The sequence below is a fragment of the Streptomyces sp. NPDC044002 genome, from assembly GCF_056434525.1.
Genome location: NZ_JBWKEZ010000054.1, coordinates 1 through 22,424, shown reverse-complemented (window position 1 = coordinate 22,424; position 22,424 = coordinate 1). Strand labels below are relative to the sequence as shown.

Here is a 22,424-nt window from a genome sequence, read left to right as displayed (position 1 = left end):
GCCCCGCCCCACCAGGACGAGGAGGAGCGGCTCAGAGAGCTGGGCTACCAGCCCGTACTCGCCCGCCGGATGGGCGGCTTCGGCAACTTCGCCATCAGCTTCTCGGTCATATCCGTGCTGTCCGGCTGCATGACCCTGTACGGCTTCGGCCTCGGTACCGGCGGCCCGTCCGTGATGCTGTGGGGCTGGGCCGGCGTCGGCCTCTTCGTCCTCTGCGTGGGGCTCGCCCTGGCCGAGGTGACCAGCGCCTACCCCACCTCCGGCGCGCTCTACTACATGGCCGACCGGCTCGGCGGACGCCGCTGGGGCTGGTACACGGGCTGGCTCAACCTGCTCGGCCTGCTCGGCGCCATCGCCGGCATCGACTACGGCGCCGCCCTGTTCACCGGCGCCTTCCTGAACCTCCAGTTCGGCTTCGTGCCCACCCCGGGCTCCACGTTCCTGATCTTCCTGGCCATCCTGCTGCTGCACGCCGTGCTCAACCTGTTCGGGGTCCGGCTCGTCAGCGTGCTCAACTCCATCAGCGTCTGGTGGCACCTGGCCGGCGTCGCCGTGATCGTCGGCGCCCTGGCCTTCGTACCCGACCGCCACCAGTCGGTCTCGTTCGTCTTCACCGAGTTCGTCAACGACACCGGCTGGGCCAACCCGCTCTACGTGGCGGCGATCGGCCTGCTGCTCGCGCAGTACACCTTCTCCGGCTACGACGCCTCCGCGCACCTCTCGGAGGAGACCTCCAACGCCTCCGTCTCCGCCGCCAAGGGGATCGTCCGGGCCATCTGGGCCTCCTGGATCGCCGGGTTCGCGCTGCTCGCCGGGCTCACCTTCGCCATCCAGGACTACGCGGCCGTCCAGGGCAGCGCCACCGGTGTGCCGCCGGCCCAGATCTTCCTCGACGCCCTCGGCTCCGGCGGTGCCACCGCCCTGCTGCTCGTCGTGATCGTCGCGCAGATCTTCTGCGGCAACGCCGAGGTCGCCGCGGCGAGCCGGATGGTCTTCGCCTTCAGCCGGGACAACGCCCTTCCCGGCTCCTCCCTGTGGCGCAAGGTGAGCGGCCGCACCCAGACCCCCGTCCCGGCCGTGTGGCTCTCGGTCGCGGCCGCCGGCGTCCTCGCGCTGCCCTCGCTCTGGTCCGCCACCGCCTACGGGGCCGTGACCGCCATCAACGTCATCGGCATCACCCCGGCCTACGCCATCCCGATCTACCTGCGGCTGCGGGCCGGGGACCGGTTCCGGCCCGGGCCGTGGAGCCTCGGCCGCTGGGGCAAGCCGGTCGGCTGGGTCGCCGTCGGCTGGGTGGCCGTGGTCACCGTCCTGTTCTGCCTGCCGCAGAAGTCCCCGGTGACGATCGACTCGATGAACTACGCGGTGATCGCCCTGGCGGTCGTCCTGGTCCTCGCCAGCGTGTGGTGGTACGCCGCCCGGCGCTCGTACGGGACCCCGGCCGCCTACGGCAACGCGCGCGAGCAGGCGGACATCGCGGAGGGCATCGTCTGACCATCGGGTCCCTCAGAGCGGCGGGCGGCGCCACGGGTACCTCAGCGGCGCCCGCCCGGGGCGGCGCCGGCCGCGGCCGGTGCGGGCGTCCCGCGGTACCGGGCGTTGATGACGGCGGCCCTGGCCAGCGCCGCGGGGTTCATGAAGCGCGCCGGACCCATCAGGCGGGACCCGAAGCGGTGCATGTGGCGGGCCATGGCCTCGTCGCGCGCCGCCGCCGCGAACATCAGCCGCTCCACGGGGTTGAACGGGCGGGCCTTGGCGTAGTCGACGGCCAGCGTCTGGTGGCCGCGCAGCTTGCGCCGGTGCGTACGGGCGTACGCCGCGAGCGACCGGTCGAGGTCGCCGCGGCCCGCCGCGGCCGCGGCGACCGCACCGGCCAGCCAGCTCGCGGACTCCAGGGCCCAGCCGCACCCGACGCCCCACAGGGGGTCGCCGGTCAGGGCGGCGTCGCCGATGAGCGCGAGGCCCGGCGCGGTCGGCTCGCGGGTGATGAGCGGGTAGTCGACGGTCCCGATGATCTTGCCGATCCGCTCGGCGGAGTCGAGGTCCGGCGCCTCGGGCAGGCCCCGCACGAAGGAGCGGAAGCTGCCCTCCAGGTCCTCGCGGAAGGCAGGCAGCCGCTTCTTGTCCGGGAGCACCGCGACGACCGTCACCCCGTCGTCGTTGGGGAACGCGTACGCCATGTCGGGCTCCAGGAACCAGGCCCTGCCGAGTCCCTCGTCCAGCTCCAGGTTGCGGAAGTACGCGATGTACCCGAACCGCGCGTTCTCGTAACTCCGGGTCGGCACTTCGGCGAGCTTGGCCACGGCCGAGTCCTTGCCGTCGGCGCCGACCACGAGCCGGGCCCGGATCTCCCGCTCGCCCTGGGGCGTCCGCGCCCGCACGCCCACGGTCCGCCCGGCTTCGGTGACCAGCCCGGTCACCTGGTGGCCGAGGAGCAGGTCGACGCCTGGGGTCTGCGCCGCACGGGCCCTTATGAGCGGGTCGAGGGTGCTGCGCCGGACGTTGTAGCCGTACTGCAGCGCGGGCCCGGCGGGGGCGGACCTCGGGTGGATCCATCCCCAACGGGTGTACCAGCGGGCCTCGTTGCGGACGGCTCCGGCCTTCTCCAGAGCGGGCAGGAGGCCGAGCTCGTCCAGTACCGGGGCGGCGTTGGCGGTCATGGAGTGGGTGCACAGCACCTTGTACGCCTCGGGGTCCGAGCGTCGTTCCAGCAGTGCGACGCGGACTCCGCGCCGCGCGAGCAGGATCGCCGCGGTACTGCCGGCGAGGCTGGCTCCGCTGATGACGACGTCGTAGCCGTCTCCGGCACTCTCGGGCTCGGTCATGCGCTGATCGCCCCCTTCGGGGTGTGGTGCGGTCGTGGGAGTGGTGCCGTATCAACTGCAGTCGGGAGCCGCCCGGTTGTCAATGTGCCCTTTGGAGCATGATCGTCCGGTTGTCCGGTGTGGTACGTACCGACCGTCCCCCTGGTTAGCCTGGGCACGTGACGCCAGCCGATGACCGACAGCCGCCCGCCCCTTCGGCCCCGTCGCCCCCGTCGCCCCCGTCGCCCCTGTCGCCCCCGCCGGCCCCCGCGCCGGTCGCGGCGCCGCCGCTCGATCCCGAACTGGCCGCCGCACTCGGCAGGCTGGACGCGGCGGCGCGAGAGCCCGTCACGCCCGACACGCTCGCCGAGTGGCAGGCGCGGGATGCCGCGGGCCGGCCCCGGCCGACGGTGCGGGACCTGCGGGCGGGCGGGTCGTTCGAGGTCTCGGAGGTGGCCGTGCCGGGGCCCGCGGGCGGGCCGGACGTCACGCTCGTCAGCGCGCGGCCGGCCGGGCTCGACGGGCCGCTGCCGTTGCTGTACTACCTGCACGGCGGTGGGATGGTCGCGGGCAACGCCTGGTCCGTGCTGCCCCGGGTGCTGCGCGAGTGGGCGCTCCCGCTGGGACTGGCCGTCGTCTCGGCCGAGTACCGGCTGGCGCCCCGGGCGCGGTACCCGGAGCCGCTGGAGGACTGCTACGCCGGACTGCTCTGGACGCTCGCCCACGCCGGTGAACTGGGCGTCGATCCGGACCGGTTCGTCATCGGGGGCAAGAGCGCGGGCGGCGGGCTCGCCGCTGCGCTCGCCCTGCTGGTGCGGGACCGGAGCGGCCCGCAGGCGCTGGGGCAGCTGCTGCTGAGCCCGATGCTCGACGATCGCGGCGCCACCTTCTCCACCCGGCAGATGAGCGGCACCGGCGCATGGGGCCCGGTCTCCAACGCGACGGCCTGGCAGGCGCTGCTCGGTGAGCGGCGGGGCGCCGCGGACCTGCCGCCGTACGCGGCGCCCGCACGCGCCACCGACCTCTCCGGGCTCCCGGCGGCCTACGTCGAGGTGGGGTCGGCCGAGATCTTCCGGGACGAGGGCGTGGCCTACGCGAACGCGATCTGGCGGGCCGGCGGTCAGGCCGAGCTCCACGTGTGGCCCGGCGCCTGCCACGGCTTCGACGGCCTGGCCCCGCACGCCGCCCTCACCCGCGACGCCCGCGAGGCCCGCACCCGCTGGCTGCGCCGCCTGCTCGCGCGGCCGGGCACCCCCTAACCGCCCACCGCGTCCAGGCGGCGCAGGCTGGTGCGGCGCTGGAGGAGGGCGAGGGCCGCCACGCCCGCGCCGAGGGCGAGCCAGCCGGGCGGGCCCGCCGCCATGACGGCGCCGGTGAGCAGCGGCGGGCCGACGGCCTTCTGCGCGGAGGAGGAGATGCCGGCCACGCCCAGGTAGGAGGCGCGGGCCCGTCGCGGGGCGAGGGAGACGGCCAGTTCCCAGGAGGACACCGAGCGGACCAGCTCGGCCGCGGTGACCAGGGCGGCCGCGGCCAGCAGGGTCGCGGAGGCGGTCCAGGGTCCGTGCTCGGGGGTGAGGGCGAGGAGGGCGCAGGCGCCGAGCAGGAAGAGCCCGTACCAGGCGACGGCGGTCGCCGCCTGCCGGGGTGCGCGGACCTTCGCCGACACGGGGAGCTGGAGGGCGACGACCAGCACGGTGTTGAGCACGAGGAAGGCGGGGACGACGGCGTGCGGCGCGTCGGTGCGGTGGACCAGCCACAGCGGGAGCCCGACGTCGAGGAGCGAGGCGTCGAGGTTCATCGCGGTGTCGAGGAGGACGAAGCGGAGGTAGCCGCGGTCCCGCCAGGGTCCGGCGGCCGGGGCCTTCGGCTCGGGCGGGCCGCCGCCGGGTACGGGGGCGACGAGGCGGCCGTGGCCGCGTGGTTCGCCCGTACGCCACACCAGGACGGCCGCCGCGAGGAAGGACAGCGCGTTCCCGAGGATCAGGGCCTCGTACGCGCCCCGGCTGCCGACGGCGAGGCCGATGGCGGCGAGGCCCGCGCCGACGGCGCACCCGGCGTTGGCGGCGCTGCGCGACAGGGCCTGGTAGGTGGTGCGGCGTTCGCCGGCCACCCGGGTCGCGAAGAGCATTTCGAGGGTCTTGGCCGCGCGGTCGCCGAGGCAGGTGAGGGCGACGATCAGCAGGAGCGCTTCGAAGCGGGTGACGGCGAGCATCGCGCCGAGGGTCGCCAGGCGCAGCAGGTGACAGGCGATCAGGAGGGGGCGTACGGGGAGCCGGTCGGCCAGGTGGCCCGCGAGGGGTGAGCCGGCGATGCCCGCCACCGCGCCGGCGCCGAGCATCAGGCCGAGCCGGCCGGCGTCGAGACCGACGACGAAGGTGAAGAAGAGCACCGAGGAGGCGGCCCAGATGCCGCTGCCGGTGCGGTCGACGAGCTGGGCGAGCAGCATGATGCGGGCGTCGCGGCCGCCGGGCGGGCGTCTGAGCTGTGCGAACAGTCCGCGGCCGGCGGCGGCGCCGGCCTGCTGGTGGTCCGTGTCGCGTCGCCGTGCCGTGCCGAGCCGCCGCATGGCGGGCCTCCGTCTCCCCCGTGAAAAGTATCTCGATGTCGAGATACTTCACGGCAGCCTGCCCCCCATTCATCTCGACGTCAAGATATTTCCGGCCGCCCGAGCCCGGGCCGGACCGCCCAGCCCGCTCCCGGCCTCAGGAGCGGACCATGCGGGCGACGGCCCGGGAGGCCTCCTCGACCTTCTCGCGCGCCTTGTCGCCGCCTTCGGCGACCGCGTCGGCGACGCAGGAGTGCAGGTGGTCCTCCAGCAGGGTCAGCGCGAAGGACTGCAGGGCCTTGGTGGCGGCGCTGACCTGGGTGAGCACGTCGATGCAGTACGTCCCCTCCTCCACCATGCGCTGGAGGCCGCGCACCTGGCCCTCGATGCGGCGCAGCCGCTTGAGGACGTCGTCCTTGTCCGTGCGGTGGGCGGGGCGTGCGGAGAGTGCGGTGTAAGCGGACACGGCGGTCGATCCCTTCCCGTTCTTGCGTCTCGTACGTCTCGTACGTCTCGGACGTCCCTCTCGTCGTGGAACCCTCGCAACCCCCCGGGGGGTATGCCGGGTGTGCGTGCGCTCAGTGGGAGTGGTCGCCCGACTCCTCCGGCGCCGAAGACACCGAAGGCGCCGCGGGCGCCACCGCGGGCTTGGCGCCGCCGCCCGCGTTGACCGTGAAGGCCGCCGTGCGCACCTTGCCCTCGTGCTGGAAGTCCAGGAAGAGCCGGTACGTGCCCGCGCTCGGGGCGGTGGCGGTGAAGGAGACGTCCGGGCCGGGGCCGCCCTCGTTGGGGTGGACGTGGAGGTAGGCGAGGTCTCCGTCGCGCAGGGCGACGAGGTGGCCGTAAGCGCCCAGGTAGGGCTCCAGGTTGGTCACGGGCTTGCCGTCCTTGCTGACCGTGAGCTTGAGTTCGCCGGCCTTGCCGGGGTCGAGGGTCCCGCCCAGGGCCACCCGGTAGCCGTCCACCTCGGCCGTGTCGACGGCCGGCGGCATCGGGGCAGGCGCGTACGCCCCGGGGACCGAGAGGTCCGCGCCGAGGGTGACGTTCTTCGCGCCGGGCGCGTCCGGGGCGAAGTCGGCGAACGCCTTGTAGGCGCCGGCCGCGGGCAGGTCCACGGGCGCCGACCAGGTGCCGTCCTGCGCCCGCACCGGGTGGAGGTGGCGGTAAACGGTGAGGTCGCGCGAGGCCACGATGAAGTGCAGCTCCTTGCCGTGCTCGGTCTTGTACGCGGTGACCTTGCGGCCCTGCGCGTCCTTGACCGAGAACCGCAGCTCACCCTGGCCCGCCGCGATGCTCGGGGTGTCCAGGCTCAGCGTGTAGCCGCCCTCCGAGACCTGGAGCCCGCCGGCCGCCGGCCCCTGGGCCGCCGCCTGGTCATGACCTCCGTGACCCGCCTGCGCCCCGGGTCCGGCGGAGGCCTGCGCCGCGTGGGCCCCGTGGGCCGGCTTGGCGGGTTCGCCCACGGGGCCCACGCCCACGCCCACCCCGTAGGCGGTGCCGAAGGTCGCCGCCAGTGCTGCGGCGAAAACGGTGATCTTCACTCCGGTGTTCATGGCTGATCTCCCCTACGACGTACGTACCACGGCCGCATCCAGCGGTTCCATGCACTTCACCATACCCCCCAGGGGTATCAAGTCAAGCTGGAGGAACACTTGCGGTACATACCTCGGGGGGGTATATCTGGAGTCAGGCCGGATACCCCCAGCAGGTATCGGCACGACTGAGGTCCGATCTAGGAGAAACACATGTCTTCCTGCTGCACCCCCGAAGGCACCTGCGGTACGAACGCCGGCGAGACGACCACCACCGTGGCCGTGGTCGACACCACCGCCACCGTCTACCGCGTGACCGGCATGTCCTGCGGGCACTGCCGCACCGCCATCACCGCCTCGGTCGGCGCGCTCGACGGGGTCCTCTCCGTCGACGTGGACGTCGACGGCGGCGTGGTCACCGTGACCACCGCCGGCGAGCCCGACGACGCCGCGATCACCGCGGCGGTCGACGACGCCGGCTACGAGCTGACCGGCCGGGCCTGACACCCGGTCCGTCCCCGACCCACCCGGCCGCCGGGGCCCCGTCCGTCCCACCGGGCCCCGGCCCCCACCCCGCGCTCGAACGAGGAGCAGCACTCATGACCACCATCACTCCCGGCGCCGCCCAGGTCGAGCTCGCCATCGGCGGCATGACCTGCGCCTCGTGCGCGGCACGCATCGAGAAGAAGCTCAACCGGATGGACGGCGTCGAGGCCACCGTCAACTACGCCACGGAGAAGGCCAAGGTCACCTTCGACGCCGACATCTCCGTCGCGGACCTGATCGCCACCGTCGAGGCCACCGGCTACACCGCGCAGGAGCCCAGGCCGCCGCACACCGGCGGCGCCGCCGGCCCCGAGGGGGAGCAGCCCGAGCACGACGAACTCGCGCCGCTGCGCCAGCGGCTCGTCACCGCGGTCTCCCTCGCGGTGCCCGTCATCGCGATGGCCATGGCCCCGGCCCTGCAGATCGACTACTGGCAGTGGCTCTCGCTGACCCTGACCGCGCCCGTCGTCACGTACGCGGCCTGGCCCTTCCACCGCGCCGCCTGGACCAACGCCCGGCACGGCGCGGCCACCATGGACACCCTGATCTCGGTGGGCACGATCGCCGCGTTCCTGTGGTCGCTGTGGGCCCTGTTCTTCGGTACCGCCGGCACCCCCGGCATGACCCACGCCTTCGAGTTCAGCATCGCCCGCACCGACGGTGCGGGGAACATCTACCTGGAGGCCGCGGCCGGCGTCGTCGCCTTCATCCTGGCGGGCCGGTACTTCGAGGCCAAGTCCAAGCGCAAGGCCGGAGCGGCCCTCAAGGCGCTGCTGGAGCTGGGCGCCAAGGAGGTCACCGTACTGCGCGGCGGCCGCGAGGTGACCGTGCCGACGGCCGACCTCCAGGTCGGCGACCGCTTCCTGGTCCGCCCCGGCGAGAAGATCGCCACCGACGGCACCGTCGTCGAGGGCTCCTCCGCCGTCGACGCCTCCATGCTCACCGGCGAGTCGGTCCCGGTCGAGGTCTCCGTCGGCGACTCCGTCACCGGCGCCACGCTCAACGCCGGCGGCCGCCTGGTCGTCGAGGCCACCCGGGTCGGGTCCGACACCCAGCTCGCCCGGATGGCCCGGCTGGTCGAGGACGCCCAGAACGGCAAGGCCGCCGCCCAGCGGCTCGCCGACAAGATCTCCGCGGTGTTCGTCCCCGTCGTCATCGGACTGGCCCTGGCCACCCTCGGGTTCTGGCTCGGCACCGGATCCGGCCTCGCGGCCGCCTTCACCGCCGCCGTCGCCGTACTGATCATCGCCTGCCCCTGCGCCCTGGGCCTGGCCACCCCGACCGCCCTCATGGTCGGCACCGGCCGCGGCGCCCAGCTCGGCATCCTGATCAAGGGCCCCGAGGTCCTGGAGAGCACCCGCAAGGTCGACACCATCGTCCTGGACAAGACCGGCACCGTCACCACCGGCCAGATGACCCTGCTGCGCGTGCACACCGCCGAGGGCACCGGCGAGGCCGAGGTGCTGCGCCTCGCCGGAGCGCTGGAGCACTCCTCCGAACACCCCATCGCGCAGGCCGTCGCCGCCGGCGCCGCCGCCCGGGTCGGGGCCCTGCCCACCCCGGAGGACTTCGCGAACATCCCCGGCCTCGGCGTCCAGGGCATCGTCGAGGGCCACGCGGTCCTCGTCGGCCGCGGCAAGCTGCTCGCCGACTGGGCGATGGAGCTGCCCGTGCACCTGGAGCGCGCCAAGTCCGAGGCGGAGGCCGCCGGCCGCACCGCGATCGCGGTGGCCTGGGACGGCGAGGCCCGCGCGGTGCTGGAGGTCGCGGACGCGGTCAAGGACACCAGCGCCGAGGCGATCCGCCGGCTGCGCGCCCTCGGCCTCACCCCGATCCTGCTGACCGGCGACAACAAGGCCGTCGCCGAGACGGTGGCCCGCGAGGTCGGCATCGACGAGGTCATCGCCGAGGTCATGCCGCAGGACAAGGTCGACGTCGTCAAGCGGCTCCAGGCCGAGGGCCGCAGCGTCGCGATGGTCGGCGACGGCGTCAACGACGCGGCCGCGCTCGCCCAGGCCGACCTGGGCCTGGCGATGGGCACCGGCACCGACGCGGCCATCGAGGCCGGCGACCTGACCCTCGTACGCGGGGACCTGCGGGCCGCGGCGGACGCCATCCGGCTCGCCCGCAAGACCCTCGGCACCATCCGCTCGAACCTGTTCTGGGCCTTCGCCTACAACGTGGCCGCCCTGCCGCTCGCCGCGGCCGGACTGCTCAACCCGATGATCGCCGGTGCGGCCATGGCCTTCTCCTCGGTCTTCGTCGTCGGCAACAGCCTGCGTCTGCGCGGCTTCCGGGCCGCCGCCAACTGAGGAGCCCTCGTGGCCGGTTACACAGAACACAAGGACGACGTCATCAGACGGCTGCGGCGGATCGAGGGCCAGGTCCGCGGAGTGCAGCGGATGGTCGCCGAGGACGTCTACTGCGTCGACGTCCTCACCCAGGTCTCCGCGATCAACGCCGCGCTCCGGTCCTGCGCCGTGACCCTGCTCGACGAACACCTCGCCTGCTGCGTCACCGAGGCCGTCGCCAGGGGCGGGGACGAGGCGCAGACCAAGGTCGGCGAGGCGACCAGGGCCATCGCCCGCCTGATCCGCACCTGACGGGCCCCTCCGCCCCCGGCCCCGCGCCCGCCGCCCCTCCACCGGTCCCGTCCGGTGGAGGGGCGGCGGGCGTTTCGGCCCGTGTACCGGTCCGGGGTATGCCCCCGCCGCCGGGGCGGGCCGTACGATGAGCCGCTCGCGAGGGGGAGGTCCGAGAGGGATGCGCGTACGCCGGCTGGGAGAGCTGGAGGCCGAGATCATGGACCGGGTGTGGCAGTGGGAACGCCCCGCCTCGGTCCGCGAGATCGTGGACGACATAAACCGGGTCCGCAAGGTCGCCTACACCACCGTGATGACCGTGGCGGACATCCTGTACCGCAAGGGCTGGCTGAGCCGCGAGAAGTCGGGCCGGGCCTGGATGTACGAGGCGGTGCGCAGCCGCGAGGAGTACACCGCGGCGCTGATGCAGGACGCGCTCGGCGACAGCCAGGACCGCAGGGCGACGCTGCTGCGGTTCGTGGAGCGGATGTCCCACGAGGACGTGGAGGCCCTGGACGAGGCCCTGCGCGCCGCCCGCACCGACCGTCCGGCCGACGGGCGCGGCCGGTGAACCACCACGTACTGCCGCCGCTCGGACTCGCCCTGATCACCGGTCTGGTGCTGCCGTTACTGCTGGTGCGCGCCCGCTGGGCCCAGCAGGTGCCCCGGCTGGGGCTGGCCGCCTGGATCGCCTGCGGCGCCGTCTTCGCGCTGTCCACGGCCATGCTGCCGGCGCAGCTGCTGCTCCCCGCCGAGACCAGCCACCGGCTCGTCGACGCGGTCCTGACCCTGAGCCCGCCCTCCCCCGGGCGGCTGGCCGCGGCCACCGCGCGCGAGGCCCTCGCCGCGGTGTCGGCGCTGGCGGTGCTGGCGGTGCCGGCCACCGGTTTCGTACGCGAACTCGTGCGGGCGCGCCGGGCCCGCACCCGGCACGCCGAACTGCTGCGGCTCGTCGGCCGGTACGACTCCCGGCTCGGGGCGACCGTACTGGAGGACGCGCGCCCGGCGGTGTACTGCCTGCCGGGGCGTTCGCGGCGGGTCGTGGTGTCCTCGGGGGCCCTGGACGTGCTGACGGAACGGGAGCTGGCCGCGGCGCTCGCCCACGAGCGGGCCCACATCGGCGGCCGCCACCACCTGCTGGTCGCGGCGGCGGGCGCGTACTCGGCGGTGTTCCGCCGGCTGCCGCTGGCCCGGATCGGCGGGCGGACGGTGCCGCTGCTGCTGGAGATGGCCGCCGACGACCGGGCGCTGCGCCGCTGTTCGAGCGACGCGCTGGCCACGGCGCTGTACGCGCTGGCATCGGGGCGGGCGCCGCGCAGGGCGTTCGCGGCGGGCGGTCCGTCGGCGGCGCTGCGGATGCGGCGCATCCTGGGGCCGCGCCGGGCCGGACGCCCGGTGCTGCGCGGGGTGCTGGCGGTGGCCGCGGCGGTGTCGACGGTCGTTCCGCTGGTGGTCGCGTGTTGTTGGACGTCCTGACAACGGATTGCCCTCTTCCTCTCTCCGGCCCCAACCCGGTTATTTACTAAGCCAATTCGTAGATTTCCCGCTGCCCCCGGCCACTCGAATTGCCCGCTATTCTGAGCGCGTGCGGGCTCAGGACCGGTACGGCGAGAGGTGCGGAAAGAATGCTGCTGGCTGACGTGCGGACGGCAGCGCCCGGTGACGCGACGGCGATTTCCCGGCTCCTCGCCGAAGCGATTCGCGACGGCTACGGCGAGGCCCTCGGGGAAATCCGGGTCGGCCGGCTGGTGTCGGACCATTGCGCCCTGCCCCGCATTCGAGCGGAAATTGAAATTCCCGGCGGAGCTCCGGCCTGGCTCGGCTGGCTGGTCGCGGCCGACACCGACGGCACCGTGGTGGGCGCCGTCTCGGGCGGTGTGCCGGTGGACGCCGAGGGCGAGATCTACGCCCTGTGCGTGACCCCGGCCCGGCAGCGGGAGGGCGTGGGCACGGCGCTGCTTGAGGCGGCCACCGGCCGGATGCGGGCGCACGGGGCCGCGTACCAGCGGATCACGCTGCCCGTCGAACAGGCCCCCGCGCTCCCCTTCTTCACCCACCACGGCTTCGGCACGCTCACACCGGTCAGGCTCGGCCGCACGCTCTGACGGCCGCCCGCCCTCCTCTGGCGGCCGCCCGCCCTCCGCCGAGCGTGGCAGATCCACGCCATCGCGTGTTCACGCAGCCCGCCGCTCTGGCCCCGGACCTCCCGCACAGGACAGGATTCCACCAGCGGCGCGGTCCCGGCGGCACGGGAGCTGCGCCCCGGACGGCTGGACCGAGCGACCTCCTGGAGGAGCGATGCACACACCGAGCGGCGTTTTTTCCCCGCCCCTGCCTCCTGTCGTGCCCGCCCCGTCCGCACCCCTCGCGCCGGCCCCGCGCGCGGCCGCCGTCCCCTCCCCCGCCGTCCTGCCGCCCGCCGTCCTGTCGCCCGCCGGCTTCCTGCCCGGCCTGGAGTCGGCCTCGCCCGCCGACGAGGACTCGCTCTGGCTCCAGGACGCCCTGCTGGGCCCGCACAGCGCGGACATCGTCCGCTACCTGGGCCTCGCGCGGGACTGCGGCGGCGGCCCGGTCCTGGACCTGGGCTGCGGCGCGGGGCGGCTCGCGGTGCCGTTCGCCCGCCAGGGCTTCCGGGTCGAGGCCGTGGACCGGGACGCCGACAGCCTGGAGCGGCTGCGGGCCTGGGGCCGGCGGATCGGGCCGCAGGTGTCGGAGCGGCTGGTCACCACCCGCGCCGACCTGGCGGGGCTGCGGCTGCGGGGCGGGTACCGGCTGGTCCTGCTGGCCGGGGCGATGATCTCCGCCGTGCCGCCCCGCGCCCGTCCCGGGCTGCTGCGCGAGATCGCCGCGCACCTGGAGCCGGGCGGCGCGCTCGCCCTGGACTTCACGGCGCACCGGCTGCGCGGGCTGGCGGAGGACCCCTCGCGCACCTGGGCGTTCCAGGTGCCGCGGTTCGACGGGGTGGAGGAGTGGACGGTGGCCCGCCAGGAGTTCGACCTGGACGGCATGGGCGAGCACATCACCTACCACTCCGTCCGCACGGGGAAGCTGAGCAGCGAGCGGGTGGTCACGGCCACCCGGAAGTGGATCGTCGACCCGGAGCGGCTCACCGCCGAACTGCACGGGGCGGGCCTGCGCGTGGAACGCCGGCGCGGCCACCGCGTGGACGAGCGGACGGAGAGCGTCCTGCTCGTCTGCCGGGCCGCCGGCTGACCCCGGAGCCGCCGTTCCGCGAGGCCGGGCAAGAGGTACGATGCCCACAAAGGTTTGAGTGGACCAGATCGCGGATGGTGGCGGGGAGATGGCTGTCGTGGAGGAGTCGACCGGCCGCGAGGCGGTGATCCAGCGCCTCCGCGACGTCGGGCTGCGGGTCACCGGGCCGCGTCTCGAAGTGCTGCAAGTGCTGTCGGCGGGCGGCCACATGGACGTCGAGTCCCTCACAGCCGCCGCCCGCGAGCGGCTCGGGACCCTGACCAGCCAGGCGGTCTACGAGATGCTGCGGCACTTCCTGGAGACCGGGCTGGCGTCGAAGTTCGACCGCCCCGGCCTGCCGGCCGTGTTCGAGATCGCCGGCCCGCCGCACCAGCACGCGCTGTGCGTGCGCTGCGGCCGGGTGGAGAACGTCCTGGCGGAGGTGCCCGAGCCGGCCGGCGACGCGATCCGCGCGTGGCGGATGGGCGAAGGCGCCGAGATCACCTTCAAGGGGCTGTGCCCCGACTGCCTGGCCGCGCCGCGCGACTGACGGCCCCGCCCCGCCCGTCTCCCTTCGGCAGCAAGGGAGTTGACCCGCGGAAGATCCCCTACCGCCCCCGCCGGAGCCCCGCCCGGGCCGGCCGGAAGCGCAGTCGCGCACCTCAGAGGCACCCTGTGACGCCCGTCACATCCCGTTCGAGGGGGCGGGAGCCCTCCCGTAGGCATGTGCCAAAGTGTGACTGTCGATTCGTAAGATGAGGGGGTCGCTTCGCGATGGCAACGGGCGACGGCAGGGACGGCATCCAGTCCGCCGACAGGGTGCTGGCCTTCTATCAGGAGCTGCGCCTGCGCGGGGTGTCCGACCTGAACGAGGTCTTCCGGGAGCTCGGGATCGCGCCCGAGGAGTACGAGAAGTGGCGCGCCGAGCTGACCTCCCTCGGCCTGATCGTACCGACCGGCACCACCCACGCCACCCGCGCCGACCTCCAGTCCGGCGCCTGGGAGCCGGGGCCGGACGCGGTCACCGTGATCGACCCCGAGATCGCCCTGCTGCGGATGCTCCAGCGCGAACGCGAGCGGCTGCGCGAGCACCTGGACGAGTCCGACCGGGCGTACAGCGCGCTGGAGAACCTGGTCGGAAGGTTCCTGCGGCCCGGTTCGCTGAACGCCTCCGACGTCGAGGTCGAGATCCTCGACGACTACGGCCGGATCCAGCAGGTGCTGGAGGACATCACCGACGTCATCCGCCACGACCTGACGTCCATGCACGTGACGGCGCTGGTCCGGGAGGTCGCCGACCGGGTGCTCAGCCGCGACCGCCGCCAGATCGACAACGGGGTGCGCATCCGCGCCATCTACCACCAGCGCATCACCAACTCCCCGGAGGCGGTGGAGATGCTCCGCCGCCGGGTCGAGGCCGGGGTGGAGATCCGCCTGTCCCCCGCCGTCCCGATGAACATGATCATCGCGGACCAGCAGTTCGCCGTGCTGCCCGTGCACCCCGACGACCGGGCGGCCGGCGCGATCCTCGCCCGCGGCCCCGCCCTGGTCCGCTCCTACCTCGCGCTGTACGAGCACTGCTGGCACGCGGCCACCCCGTACGGCGACGACGTCGCGCCGGAACTCGGCGGTGACGGCCTGTCGGAACAGCAGCGGGCCGCCCTGAAAATGCTCGCCTCGGGAATGAAGGACGAGAAGGTCGCGCGGAATCTCGGGGTGTCCCTGCGGACGGTGAGCCGAATGCTGTCCGAGCTGATGCAGGAAATGGGCGCGTCGAGCCGTTTCGAGGCCGGCGTACGAGCCCAGCGGCTCGGCTGGCTGGACTGATTTCACAGGCCACTCATCGGGAAAACGAAAAGCCCCGTGTCCGCGGGAGGCGGTCACGGGGGTTTCGGCCCGCCCGAGGCGGGGCGGGTCGTTCAGTCCCAGCCGTTGCCGTCCGCGCGGGACACCGTGCCGACGGCGGCGGCCCCGGTACAGGACGGGCGGACGGGGGCGGCGTGACGGGCGTGCGCGCGGATTCCGGTGGTGTGCACGGCGGACATGATTCCTCCAGGAAGTCTGAATATCGATTCCGTCTCCGCGGATCCGTGCCGCCGGTATTCCGTCGAAGACATCTCCATTCTCATATGGATTCCGCGCCCGGACCACTTTCCTGTAGCGCCTTTAGGGCGGATCTGGAGTTCATACAGACGTTACACCTGCGCATCTTTGGTCAGCTCAAAAGAGCTGTTAGGGTGGTCTTCCGGCCTTCTCGGCCCTCCAGGGGAGAGGCGTCGGCGAGGCAGGAGCGTGCCGCCGCTCCTGCCTCACTCACCTCCGGCCCCCACCGCTCCTCGCGCAGCACGTCCCGGTAGACGTCCAGGGTGCGCGCGGCCGCGGCGTGCCAGCTCATGTTCCGTGCGTGGCGCACCGCCGCCCGCCCCATCTCCGCCGCCTCCTGCGGCCGCCCGGCGAACCAGCGCAGCCGCCGGGCGTACTCGACCGGGTCGTTGCCGCGTACGAGCAGTCCCGTCACCCCGTCGCGCACGGCGGTCGGCAGCCCCCCGACCGCCGACGCCAGCACCGGGGTCCCGCAGGCCTGCGCCTCCAGCGCGACCAGGCCGAAGGACTCGCTGCGCGAGGGCACCACCAGCACGTCCGCCGCCCGGTACCACTGCGCGAGTTCCGCCTGCGGCACCGGCGGGAAGTGCCGCAGCACGTCTGACACACCGAGCTCGCGCGCCAGTTCCCAGGCCTCGCCGCGCGGCCCGGCCCCCGAGTCGCCGCCCACCACCGGGACGACGGTGCGCCGGCGCAGCCGCGGGTCCTGCCGCAGCAGTTCGGCGACCGCCCGGACCATCACGTCCGGGCCCTTGAGGGGCTGGATGCGGCCCGCGTACAGGGGGACGAACGCGTCGGCCGGCAGTCCCAGCCGGGCCCGCGCCGCCGCCCGCCCCCGGCCGGGCCCGAAGGTGCGCAGGTCGACCCCGGGCCGGACGATCTCCGTGCGCCGTTCCTCGGCCGCGTACAGCTCGCGCAACGCCCGGGCCTCGTCAGCGGTGTTGGCGATGAGGCGGTCCGCGGAGCCGACGACCTGGTGCTCGCCGCGGATCCGCAGCTCCGGCTCGGGGGTGTCGCCGTCGGCGAGGGCCCCGTTCTTCACCCGGGCCAGGGTGTGCGCGGTGTGCACCAGCGGGATCCGCCAGCCGGCGGCGGCGATCCGGCCCGCCTGGCCGGAGAGCCAGTAGTGCGAGTGGACCAGGTCGTAGCGCCGCTCCTGCTTGAGCAGCGCCAGCGAGAACGGGACGACCAGGGCGGGCATGTCCTCCTTGGCCAGGGCGGCGCGCGGGCCGGCCTCCAGGTGGCGCACCCGGACGCCGGGGCCGAGGGCGTCCGGGGAGGGGCGGGCCTCGCCCCGGCAGCGGGTGAACAGGTCCACCTCGACGCCGTGTTCGGCGAGCGCGCGGGACAGCTGGACCATGTAGACGTTCATGCCGCCCGCGTCCCCGGTGCCGGGCTGGTGCAGCGGCGAGGTGTGGACGCTGAGCATGGCGACGCGCAGGGACACGTGGAGCTCCTACGGGCAGGGGCCGCGCCCGCCCCGCGCCGCCGGGCGACCGGCGCGCGGTCACGCGGCGAGGAAGGGTTTCTGTCGTCGTGCGGGGTGCGCGGGTGCGCGTGGTACGGGGTGCGCGGGGTACGGGGTGCGCGGGTGCGCGTGGTGCGGGGTGCGGGGTGCGCGGGGTACGGGGTGCGGGGTGCGCGGGTTGCCGTGTACGCGGGGTGCGGTCGTACACGGGATACGCGGGGTGCCGTCTGTACGGGCGCCGTGCGCGGGATACGCGAGGTGCCGTCGGTACCGGCGCCGTACCCGGGGTGCCGTCCGCACCGGCGCGCCCGGGGTGTCGCTAGAAGCCGAACACCGGTCCCGACGGCGGGGCCAGGCGGGTGCCCGGGGCGGGCGGGACGAGGGCGGCGGCCGAGACCGGTCCGCCGGGTTCCGTCTTGAGGGCGGCGGCCAGCCGGTCCGCGCCCTCCGGCATCACCGGGCGCGCCCACGCACCCAGCGCCCGGGCCACCGCCAACTGCGCGGCCAGCACGGGCAGGTGGCGGCCGGCGGCCGTGGGGCGGTGCGCCTCGTACGCGTTGACGTGCCCGAAGTCGGCCGCGGAGCGCACCATCTCGTCGAGCAGGGCGACCGCCCTGCGCGGGTCGAACGCGTCCGGGGAGTAGGCCTCGCGCAGGTCCTCCAGCCCGCGCAGCAGCCGGCGCTCCAGCACCTCCCAGCCGGAGCCCCCGGGCAGGGCCTCGGGGGCCCGGCCCGCGCACTCCTCCCGGACGGCGGCGAAGAGCCGGGCGAGCCAGTTGTTCCAGCTCTCGTCCAGCTCGCGGCGGGCGGCGGCGAGCCGGTCGGCGTGGAAGGCCGTGCGGCGGCCGAGCGGGCGGGCCTGCAGGACGTGCCGACGCAGGGTGTCCGAGCCGTACTCGGTGATCAGGTCCAGCGCCCAGGCCTTCTGGCCGGAGCCCCAGACGAGCGCCTCGTCGTCGATGACGTACGCCTCGTTGACGCAGAAGTGCTGCGGCAGTTTGAGCCCCTGGGCGAACAGCAGGACCGGCAGCAGCACGGCGTGGCAGAAGGCGTGGCCGAACCCGCAGAAGTGGACGGCCCGTTCGGGCAGCGGCCGGTCGCCGTGGCCGAAGAGGTGCATGGCGGCCGCCTCGAAGCAGCCGTCGATCCGGTGCTCGGGGAAGCCGTCGACGGGGACGGGCAGCCCCCACTCTGCGGGGTGGGACACCGCGATGTCCGGCAGCCCGTCCTCGACGAGCGACTCGCACAGCGCGGCCAGCCTCGGCGGCAGACCGGTGCCGGCCCAGTACTCGGCGAGGGCCTCGCGGTACGGCTCCAGCGGGACGTACAGCCGCCGGCAGCGCCGGGGCAGCGCCGGGGAGTCGCACAGGGCGCAGCGCGGCTCCAGCAGGTCACCCCCGTCGTTGGGGCGGGCGCACTCGTGGCACATGCCGCCCTCGCAGGCCGCCGCGCAGTGCGGGCAGGTGCCGGTGACGTGCGCTCCGTGGAGCCAGCGTCCGCAGGGTTCGCAGTACGGGGTCAGGCGGGTCCGGGCGGCGATGACCCCGTCCGCGTACAACTGCCGGAAGAGCTCGGTCAGCCGGCCCCGGTAGCCCTTGTCCTGGCGGGGTCGCACGATGTGGTCGAACTCGACGCCCGAGCGCAGCCAGTCCGACGTGATCGCGGCGCGGTATCCCTCGGCGACCTCCTCCGGTTTGCGGCCGGCGCGGAGCGCGCGGACGTGGACGGAGCTGGCGTGGTCGGCGGTGCCGGTGGTGAACCGGACGGGTTCGCCCTCGGCCCGCAGGAACCGGGCGAGTACGTCGGCGGCGACGTACGGTCCTGCGAGATGGCCGACGTGCAGTTCGCCGTGGGTGGCCGGCGGGGTCGCGGTGATCCAGACGGGGGTGCTCATGGGACCTCCTTGACGCTGTGGTGCGAAGGACGCAGCGAGGCTCGGAACGGAAGGGCAGCGGGTGCCCAGCCAAGACTGACAGAGAAACGAACCGCCCGGTCTGGTATTGGCTTGCGCGTTCGCGCCGTTGCGTGGACACGCCAGCGGACCGCCCCCGCGGCCGGTGCGCGGCCGGTGCGCGGCCGTCAGGCGGCGCAGTCAGCCGGCACGCGCATCCCCCGCACGACCTCGGTCCACAGCTCGTGCGTGGCCAGCGCCCACAGCGCGAGCGCGTCGCGGTCCGACGGCCGCTCCAGCTGACGCGCCAGCAGGGTCCGCACCCGGTCCGGCCGGACCTGCCCGGCCCGCGCCAGCCGCTCCGCCGACAGCAGTTCGCGTACGGGCTCCAGCAGCGGCCCGCCGGGGGCGAGCATCGCGCTGACCGGCAGCGCGAAAGGCTGCCGGGGCCGCCTGCGCACGGCCTTGGGCAGCAGCTCCCGGCCCGCGTCGGCCAGCGCCCGCCGGTCGTGCAGCAGGCGCGGCGGCAGGGCCCGGGCATGCGCGGCCACCGGCGGCCGGCAGAACGGTGTCCGCGCCTCGACGGCCGAGGCCATGCCCAGGTGGTCGAGCCGGCGCAGGTGCCGGGCCGGCAGCCGCCAGCGGCCCTCGAACGCGGCGACCGCGGCCAGCCGGTCACCGCCCGCGGAGCGCAGCTCCCGCTCGACGCGGTCGGCGGCCGAGCCCTCCTCCTCGATGAAGGCCCGGTAGTCGGAGGTGTACAGGTACTCGCGCAGCAGCCGCGGCGCGGCGGACAGCCCGTCGGTGTAGGCGGCGGCCCAGTCGGCGGTGAACGGGCCCGTGCCCGCCGGCCGGGTCCGCGCGCCGGCGCCGAACAGTTCGTCGGCGCCGTCCCCGGTCAGGGCCACGCTGTACCCGGCCTGCCGCACGGCCCGGAAGAGGGCGTACGTGCTCAGCGCGGCCGGGTCGGCGTCGGGCTGCCCCAGGTGCCGGGTGGTGAGGGTCAGCAGCGACCCCAGCTCGGCCGGGTCCAGGGCGACTTCGTGGTGGACGGTACGGGTGTGCCGGGCGACCGCGCGGGCGTACGCGGCCTCGCCGTCGGGCCACCGGCCCCGGTAGCCGAGGTGGAACCCGTGCGGGGCGGGCGCCCCCGCCTCCCGGGCGTACTCGGCCGCCAGCGCGGTGACCAGGCCCGAGGCGAGCCCGCCGCTGGTGAGGACGCACACCGGTACGTCGGCCCGCGCGAGGCGGCGCACCTCCCGGCGGAGCACGTCCGCGGTGGACCGGCGGGCCCGCTCGGGGGCTTCCGGTGCCGGGGGCCGGCGCCTCAGCGCGGCGGGCCTGCCCGGGTGCACGACGGCGGTAGCGCCGGGCGGCAGGGCGCTGATGCCCTCCAGGGCGGTCCGGGCGGAGATCGGGCTGCGCAGGGCGAGGACGGTGTCGAGGCTGTCCGCGCGCGGCGCCGCCCGCACCCCGTCGAACGCCAGCAGCGCCGGGATCTCCGAGGCGAACCGGAACGCCCCGTCCGCGCCCTGGTGGTAGTGCAGGGGCCTGCCGCCCATGGGGTCCACGGCGAGGACCAGCCGGGGGGCCGCGCGGACGTCGAGGACGGCGACGGCGAACATCCCGTCGAGCCGGCGCGCGAACCCCGTCCCGTACTCGGCGTACAGCGCGGGCAGCAGGGTGCCGTCGCACAGGTCGGGGAAACGGTGCCCGCGGGCGGCGAGTTCGCGCCGCAGCTCGGCGTGGTTGTAGATCTCCCCGCCCAGGACGGCGACCACCCCCGGCAGGTGGGCCAGCCGGTACGGCTGCCGCCCGCCGCGCGGGTCGGTCACCGCGAGCCGGTCGCAGCCCAGCGCCCACCCCGGGCCGCGCAGCACCTGGTGCCCGTCGGGGCCGCCGTGCCGCTGCCGGGCCGAGACGGCCGCCAGCTCGGCCGGGTCGGGTGCGGCCGCCCCGGCCGCGAGCGAGCCGAAAATCCTGCCCATGCCGGACGCCTCCGCTTCCCACGCGCGCGTGGATCCCTCGACGATGTGGAGCAGTGAGACCTGCGAGTGGCGTACAGGCGACATGTCGCGAGTACGCCAAAGGGGCCGCCTTGCGGCCGGTGTCCGCGCCCAACAGGCTGATCACATGGAACACTTCGCGACCGATCGCATAGACCGCAGCGCCCCCGAATCCCTGCTGGTCGTGGCCGCGCACCCGGACGACATCGAGTTCTGCGTCAGCGGGACGGTCATGCGGTGGATCGCGCAGGGCACCACCCGGGTGACGTACTGCATCGTCACCGACGGCGGTGCGGGCGGCTACGACGAGCAGCTCCCGCGCCAGGCCATGGGGGACCTGCGCCGGGCCGAACAGGTCCACTCGGCCAAGCGCAGCGGCGTCGACGACGTCCGCTTCCTCGGCTACCCCGACAGCTACGTCGAGGCGAGCGTGGAGCTGCGCCGGGACCTGTGCCGGGTGATCCGGGAGGTCCGTCCGCAGCGCGCCGTCATCCCGAGCCCGGAGATCAACTGGGGCCGGATCGCGGACCTGCACCCCGACCACCGGGCGGTGGGCGAGGCCGCCCTGCGGGCCGTCTACCCGGAGGCCCGCAACCCGTTCGCGCACCCCGAACTCCTCAAGGAGGAGGGCCTGGAGCCGTGGATCGTGCCGGAGCTGTGGCTGATGACGGGGCCGACGCCCAACCAGTACATCGACGTCACCCCCGTCTTCGACCTCAAGGTCGAGGCCCTGCGCATCCACACCTCGCAGACCGCGCACTTCGACGACCTGGCGGGGCTGCTGCGGGAGTGGCTGGGCGAGCACGCCCGTGATGCGGGGCTGCCCCCGGGCCGGATGGCGGAGGCCTTCCAGGTGGTCAGGATCGACTGACCGGCCGGGGGTCCTGCCGGGGCCGGGTCGCGTGCGCCGCGTGGGGCGTACGGGACCCGGCCGTCGTGCTGTCCGGGGTCACCGGTAGACGAGCAGTTCCGCCTCGGCCGCGCCCGCCAGTTCGTAGCGGGTCGCGACCAGGGGGCGGCCGGAGTAGAGGCGGATCAGCGTCGCCGCGTCCCCCCGGAAGCGGGCCGGGGGCCGGCCGGGCACCTCGTTGCCCAGGACCAGCGGGCCCCCGGGGCCGCCGATGTCCGCGACCAGCCGGGGCGTCTCCCGCCTGCGGCTGACCATCCGCAGCAGCGGCAGCGCCAGCGGCAGGCTGTCGCCGGCGTACTCCCCGGGCTCCCCGAGGGCCGCGCGGACGTCGCCCGCGTGGATCCACTCCCCCAGGGCCACCGGGTCGAGCGTGCCGTCGCCCGCGGCGATGACGGGGCCGGCCTCGGTGAGCCCGCGCTCCAGCTCGTCCACGATCCGCACGAGGGGCCAGTCCACGCGCTCGGCCACGTCGGCCGCGTTGGCGGCGGGCAGGAACACCCCTTCCTCCAGCCGGCCCTCCACGATGCGGACCAGGGCGGCCGCGCAGTGCGCGAGCACGTCCCGCACGGTCCACCCCGGGCAGGCGGTGCGGAGCCCGTACGCCGCCTCCGGCGTACGCCGCAACAGCGGGAGCAGCGCGTCCCGTTCGGTGCGCAGCAGCCGGTCCGGGAGCCAGGGGTCGCGCACCTCGGCGTCGGCTTCCACGGCCGCTTCCGTCATGGCCACGGCCATCAGTAGCGGTAGTGGTCGGGCTTGTACGGGCCCTCGACCTTGACGCCGATGTAGGAGGCCTGCTCCGGGCGCAGGGTGGTGAGCTTGACGCCCAGCGCGTCGAGGTGGAGGCG

At 74.6% G+C, this 22,424-nt stretch carries 22 protein-coding genes; 12 read left to right on the top strand and 10 right to left on the bottom strand.

Annotated elements, in window-relative coordinates:
* The first annotated feature begins 69 nt into the window (after positions 1-69).
* Positions 70-1,494 (top strand): amino acid permease, encoded by a 1,425-nt coding sequence (locus AC07A6_RS30980; RefSeq protein WP_386271845.1) that lies wholly within the window; start codon positions 70-72, stop codon positions 1,492-1,494.
* Between the two features lie 41 nt (positions 1,495-1,535).
* Here the strand turns inward: AC07A6_RS30980 and AC07A6_RS30975 are convergent, their stop codons facing one another.
* On the bottom strand, positions 1,536-2,825 hold the full coding sequence (locus AC07A6_RS30975) for an NAD(P)/FAD-dependent oxidoreductase (RefSeq protein WP_478779345.1): 1,290 nt from the start codon (positions 2,823-2,825) through the stop codon (positions 1,536-1,538).
* Between the two features lie 227 nt (positions 2,826-3,052).
* Between AC07A6_RS30975 and AC07A6_RS30970 the strand changes: the two genes are divergently transcribed.
* Positions 3,053-4,063, top strand: coding sequence for an alpha/beta hydrolase (locus tag AC07A6_RS30970; protein ID WP_478779364.1), 1,011 nt, complete (start codon positions 3,053-3,055; stop codon positions 4,061-4,063).
* Here AC07A6_RS30970 and AC07A6_RS30965 read toward each other — a convergent pair.
* From AC07A6_RS30965 to AC07A6_RS30955, 3 genes are all read right to left on the bottom strand, one after another.
* A complete protein-coding gene (locus tag AC07A6_RS30965) occupies positions 4,060-5,370 on the bottom strand; it encodes an MFS transporter (protein WP_478779344.1) in 1,311 nt (436 codons plus the stop codon). The two genes, AC07A6_RS30970 and AC07A6_RS30965, sit on opposite strands and share 4 nt — an antisense overlap.
* A gap of 136 nt (positions 5,371-5,506) precedes the next feature.
* Positions 5,507-5,815: a metal-sensitive transcriptional regulator gene (locus tag AC07A6_RS30960; protein ID WP_478779343.1), complete on the bottom strand. Its 309-nt coding sequence runs from the start codon at positions 5,813-5,815 to the stop codon at positions 5,507-5,509.
* 112 nt (positions 5,816-5,927) lie between these two features.
* A complete protein-coding gene (locus AC07A6_RS30955; protein WP_478779342.1) occupies positions 5,928-6,902 on the bottom strand; it encodes a hypothetical protein in 975 nt (324 codons plus the stop codon).
* Positions 6,903-7,094: 192 nt separating this feature from the next.
* Here AC07A6_RS30955 and AC07A6_RS30950 point away from each other — a divergent pair, with 192 nt between their 5' ends.
* The 9 genes from AC07A6_RS30950 (at position 7,095) to AC07A6_RS30910 (ending at position 15,028) form a co-directional block, all read left to right on the top strand.
* The gene (locus AC07A6_RS30950; RefSeq protein ID WP_362467717.1) at positions 7,095-7,385 is read left to right on the top strand and encodes a cation transporter; all 291 of its coding nucleotides are present in this window, start codon (positions 7,095-7,097) and stop codon (positions 7,383-7,385) included.
* Between the two features lie 95 nt (positions 7,386-7,480).
* On the top strand, positions 7,481-9,739 hold the full coding sequence (locus AC07A6_RS30945; RefSeq protein WP_478779341.1) for a heavy metal translocating P-type ATPase: 2,259 nt from the start codon (positions 7,481-7,483) through the stop codon (positions 9,737-9,739).
* Between the two features lie 9 nt (positions 9,740-9,748).
* The gene (locus tag AC07A6_RS30940) at positions 9,749-10,030 is read left to right on the top strand and encodes a metal-sensitive transcriptional regulator (protein WP_385767061.1); all 282 of its coding nucleotides are present in this window, start codon (positions 9,749-9,751) and stop codon (positions 10,028-10,030) included.
* A 160-nt stretch (positions 10,031-10,190) separates the two neighbouring features.
* Positions 10,191-10,580, top strand: coding sequence for a BlaI/MecI/CopY family transcriptional regulator (locus AC07A6_RS30935; protein WP_362467711.1), 390 nt, complete (start codon positions 10,191-10,193; stop codon positions 10,578-10,580).
* Positions 10,577-11,485 (top strand): M56 family metallopeptidase, encoded by a 909-nt coding sequence (locus AC07A6_RS30930; protein WP_362467709.1) that lies wholly within the window; start codon positions 10,577-10,579, stop codon positions 11,483-11,485. Before AC07A6_RS30935 ends, AC07A6_RS30930 begins: the two co-directional genes overlap by 4 nt.
* Before the next feature lie 149 nt (positions 11,486-11,634).
* Positions 11,635-12,114, top strand: a complete 480-nt coding sequence (locus AC07A6_RS30925; RefSeq protein ID WP_362467707.1) for a GNAT family N-acetyltransferase — start codon at positions 11,635-11,637, stop codon at positions 12,112-12,114.
* A 238-nt stretch (positions 12,115-12,352) separates the two neighbouring features.
* Positions 12,353-13,222: an SAM-dependent methyltransferase gene (locus tag AC07A6_RS30920; protein ID WP_478779340.1), complete on the top strand. Its 870-nt coding sequence runs from the start codon at positions 12,353-12,355 to the stop codon at positions 13,220-13,222.
* Between the two features lie 88 nt (positions 13,223-13,310).
* Positions 13,311-13,751 (top strand): Fur family transcriptional regulator, encoded by a 441-nt coding sequence (locus AC07A6_RS30915; RefSeq protein WP_386271840.1) that lies wholly within the window; start codon positions 13,311-13,313, stop codon positions 13,749-13,751.
* 224 nt (positions 13,752-13,975) lie between these two features.
* Positions 13,976-15,028, top strand: coding sequence for a helix-turn-helix transcriptional regulator (locus tag AC07A6_RS30910; protein WP_362467701.1), 1,053 nt, complete (start codon positions 13,976-13,978; stop codon positions 15,026-15,028).
* 92 nt (positions 15,029-15,120) lie between these two features.
* Here AC07A6_RS30910 and AC07A6_RS30905 read toward each other — a convergent pair whose 3' ends face one another.
* From AC07A6_RS30905 to AC07A6_RS30890, 4 genes are all read right to left on the bottom strand, one after another.
* On the bottom strand, positions 15,121-15,246 hold the full coding sequence (locus AC07A6_RS30905; protein ID WP_478779339.1) for a hypothetical protein: 126 nt from the start codon (positions 15,244-15,246) through the stop codon (positions 15,121-15,123).
* A gap of 170 nt (positions 15,247-15,416) precedes the next feature.
* Entirely contained in the window at positions 15,417-16,733 is a 1,317-nt protein-coding gene (mshA, locus tag AC07A6_RS30900; protein ID WP_478779363.1) for a D-inositol-3-phosphate glycosyltransferase, read from the bottom strand.
* A 358-nt stretch (positions 16,734-17,091) separates the two neighbouring features.
* Complete coding sequence (locus tag AC07A6_RS30895; RefSeq protein ID WP_386271841.1) at positions 17,092-18,666, bottom strand: class I tRNA ligase family protein; 1,575 nt, start codon at positions 18,664-18,666, stop codon at positions 17,092-17,094.
* A gap of 185 nt (positions 18,667-18,851) precedes the next feature.
* Entirely contained in the window at positions 18,852-20,735 is a 1,884-nt protein-coding gene (locus tag AC07A6_RS30890; RefSeq protein WP_478779338.1) for an asparagine synthetase B family protein, read from the bottom strand.
* Positions 20,736-20,796: 61 nt separating this feature from the next.
* On the opposite strand from AC07A6_RS30890, the gene AC07A6_RS30885 reads away from it, so the two are divergent.
* Entirely contained in the window at positions 20,797-21,540 is a 744-nt protein-coding gene (locus AC07A6_RS30885) for a PIG-L deacetylase family protein (protein ID WP_362467693.1), read from the top strand.
* A 78-nt stretch (positions 21,541-21,618) separates the two neighbouring features.
* Here the strand turns inward: AC07A6_RS30885 and AC07A6_RS30880 are convergent, their stop codons facing one another.
* Together AC07A6_RS30880 and AC07A6_RS30875 are read right to left on the bottom strand one after the other, a co-directional pair.
* The gene (locus tag AC07A6_RS30880) at positions 21,619-22,299 is read right to left on the bottom strand and encodes a maleylpyruvate isomerase family mycothiol-dependent enzyme (protein ID WP_478779362.1); all 681 of its coding nucleotides are present in this window, start codon (positions 22,297-22,299) and stop codon (positions 21,619-21,621) included.
* An 11-nt stretch (positions 22,300-22,310) separates the two neighbouring features.
* Positions 22,311-22,424: adenosylhomocysteinase (locus tag AC07A6_RS30875; protein ID WP_362467774.1), on the bottom strand; the 114-nt coding region annotated here is incomplete at its 5' end.

What these genes read in the sequence shown, in the direction of transcription:
- AC07A6_RS30980 (WP_386271845.1), top strand. Translation starts at nt 70, where the DNA reads ATGGGCGGCTTCGGCAACTTCGCCATCAGCTTCTCGGTCATATCCGTG.
- AC07A6_RS30975 (WP_478779345.1), bottom strand. Translation starts at nt 2,825, where the DNA reads ATGACCGAGCCCGAGAGTGCCGGAGACGGCTACGACGTCGTCATCAGC.
- AC07A6_RS30965 (WP_478779344.1), bottom strand. Translation starts at nt 5,370, where the DNA reads ATGCGGCGGCTCGGCACGGCACGGCGACGCGACACGGACCACCAGCAG.
- AC07A6_RS30955 (WP_478779342.1), bottom strand. Translation starts at nt 6,902, where the DNA reads ATGAACACCGGAGTGAAGATCACCGTTTTCGCCGCAGCACTGGCGGCG.
- AC07A6_RS30950 (WP_362467717.1), top strand. Translation starts at nt 7,095, where the DNA reads ATGTCTTCCTGCTGCACCCCCGAAGGCACCTGCGGTACGAACGCCGGC.
- AC07A6_RS30945 (WP_478779341.1), top strand. Translation starts at nt 7,481, where the DNA reads ATGACCACCATCACTCCCGGCGCCGCCCAGGTCGAGCTCGCCATCGGC.
- AC07A6_RS30935 (WP_362467711.1), top strand. Translation starts at nt 10,191, where the DNA reads ATGCGCGTACGCCGGCTGGGAGAGCTGGAGGCCGAGATCATGGACCGG.
- AC07A6_RS30925 (WP_362467707.1), top strand. Translation starts at nt 11,635, where the DNA reads ATGCTGCTGGCTGACGTGCGGACGGCAGCGCCCGGTGACGCGACGGCG.
- AC07A6_RS30915 (WP_386271840.1), top strand. Translation starts at nt 13,311, where the DNA reads ATGGCTGTCGTGGAGGAGTCGACCGGCCGCGAGGCGGTGATCCAGCGC.
- AC07A6_RS30910 (WP_362467701.1), top strand. Translation starts at nt 13,976, where the DNA reads ATGGCAACGGGCGACGGCAGGGACGGCATCCAGTCCGCCGACAGGGTG.
- AC07A6_RS30905 (WP_478779339.1), bottom strand. Translation starts at nt 15,246, where the DNA reads ATGTCCGCCGTGCACACCACCGGAATCCGCGCGCACGCCCGTCACGCC.
- mshA (WP_478779363.1), bottom strand. Translation starts at nt 16,733, where the DNA reads ATGCTCAGCGTCCACACCTCGCCGCTGCACCAGCCCGGCACCGGGGAC.
- AC07A6_RS30895 (WP_386271841.1), bottom strand. Translation starts at nt 18,666, where the DNA reads ATGAGCACCCCCGTCTGGATCACCGCGACCCCGCCGGCCACCCACGGC.
- AC07A6_RS30890 (WP_478779338.1), bottom strand. Translation starts at nt 20,735, where the DNA reads ATGTCGCCTGTACGCCACTCGCAGGTCTCACTGCTCCACATCGTCGAG.
- AC07A6_RS30885 (WP_362467693.1), top strand. Translation starts at nt 20,797, where the DNA reads ATGGAACACTTCGCGACCGATCGCATAGACCGCAGCGCCCCCGAATCC.
- AC07A6_RS30880 (WP_478779362.1), bottom strand. Translation starts at nt 22,299, where the DNA reads ATGACGGAAGCGGCCGTGGAAGCCGACGCCGAGGTGCGCGACCCCTGG.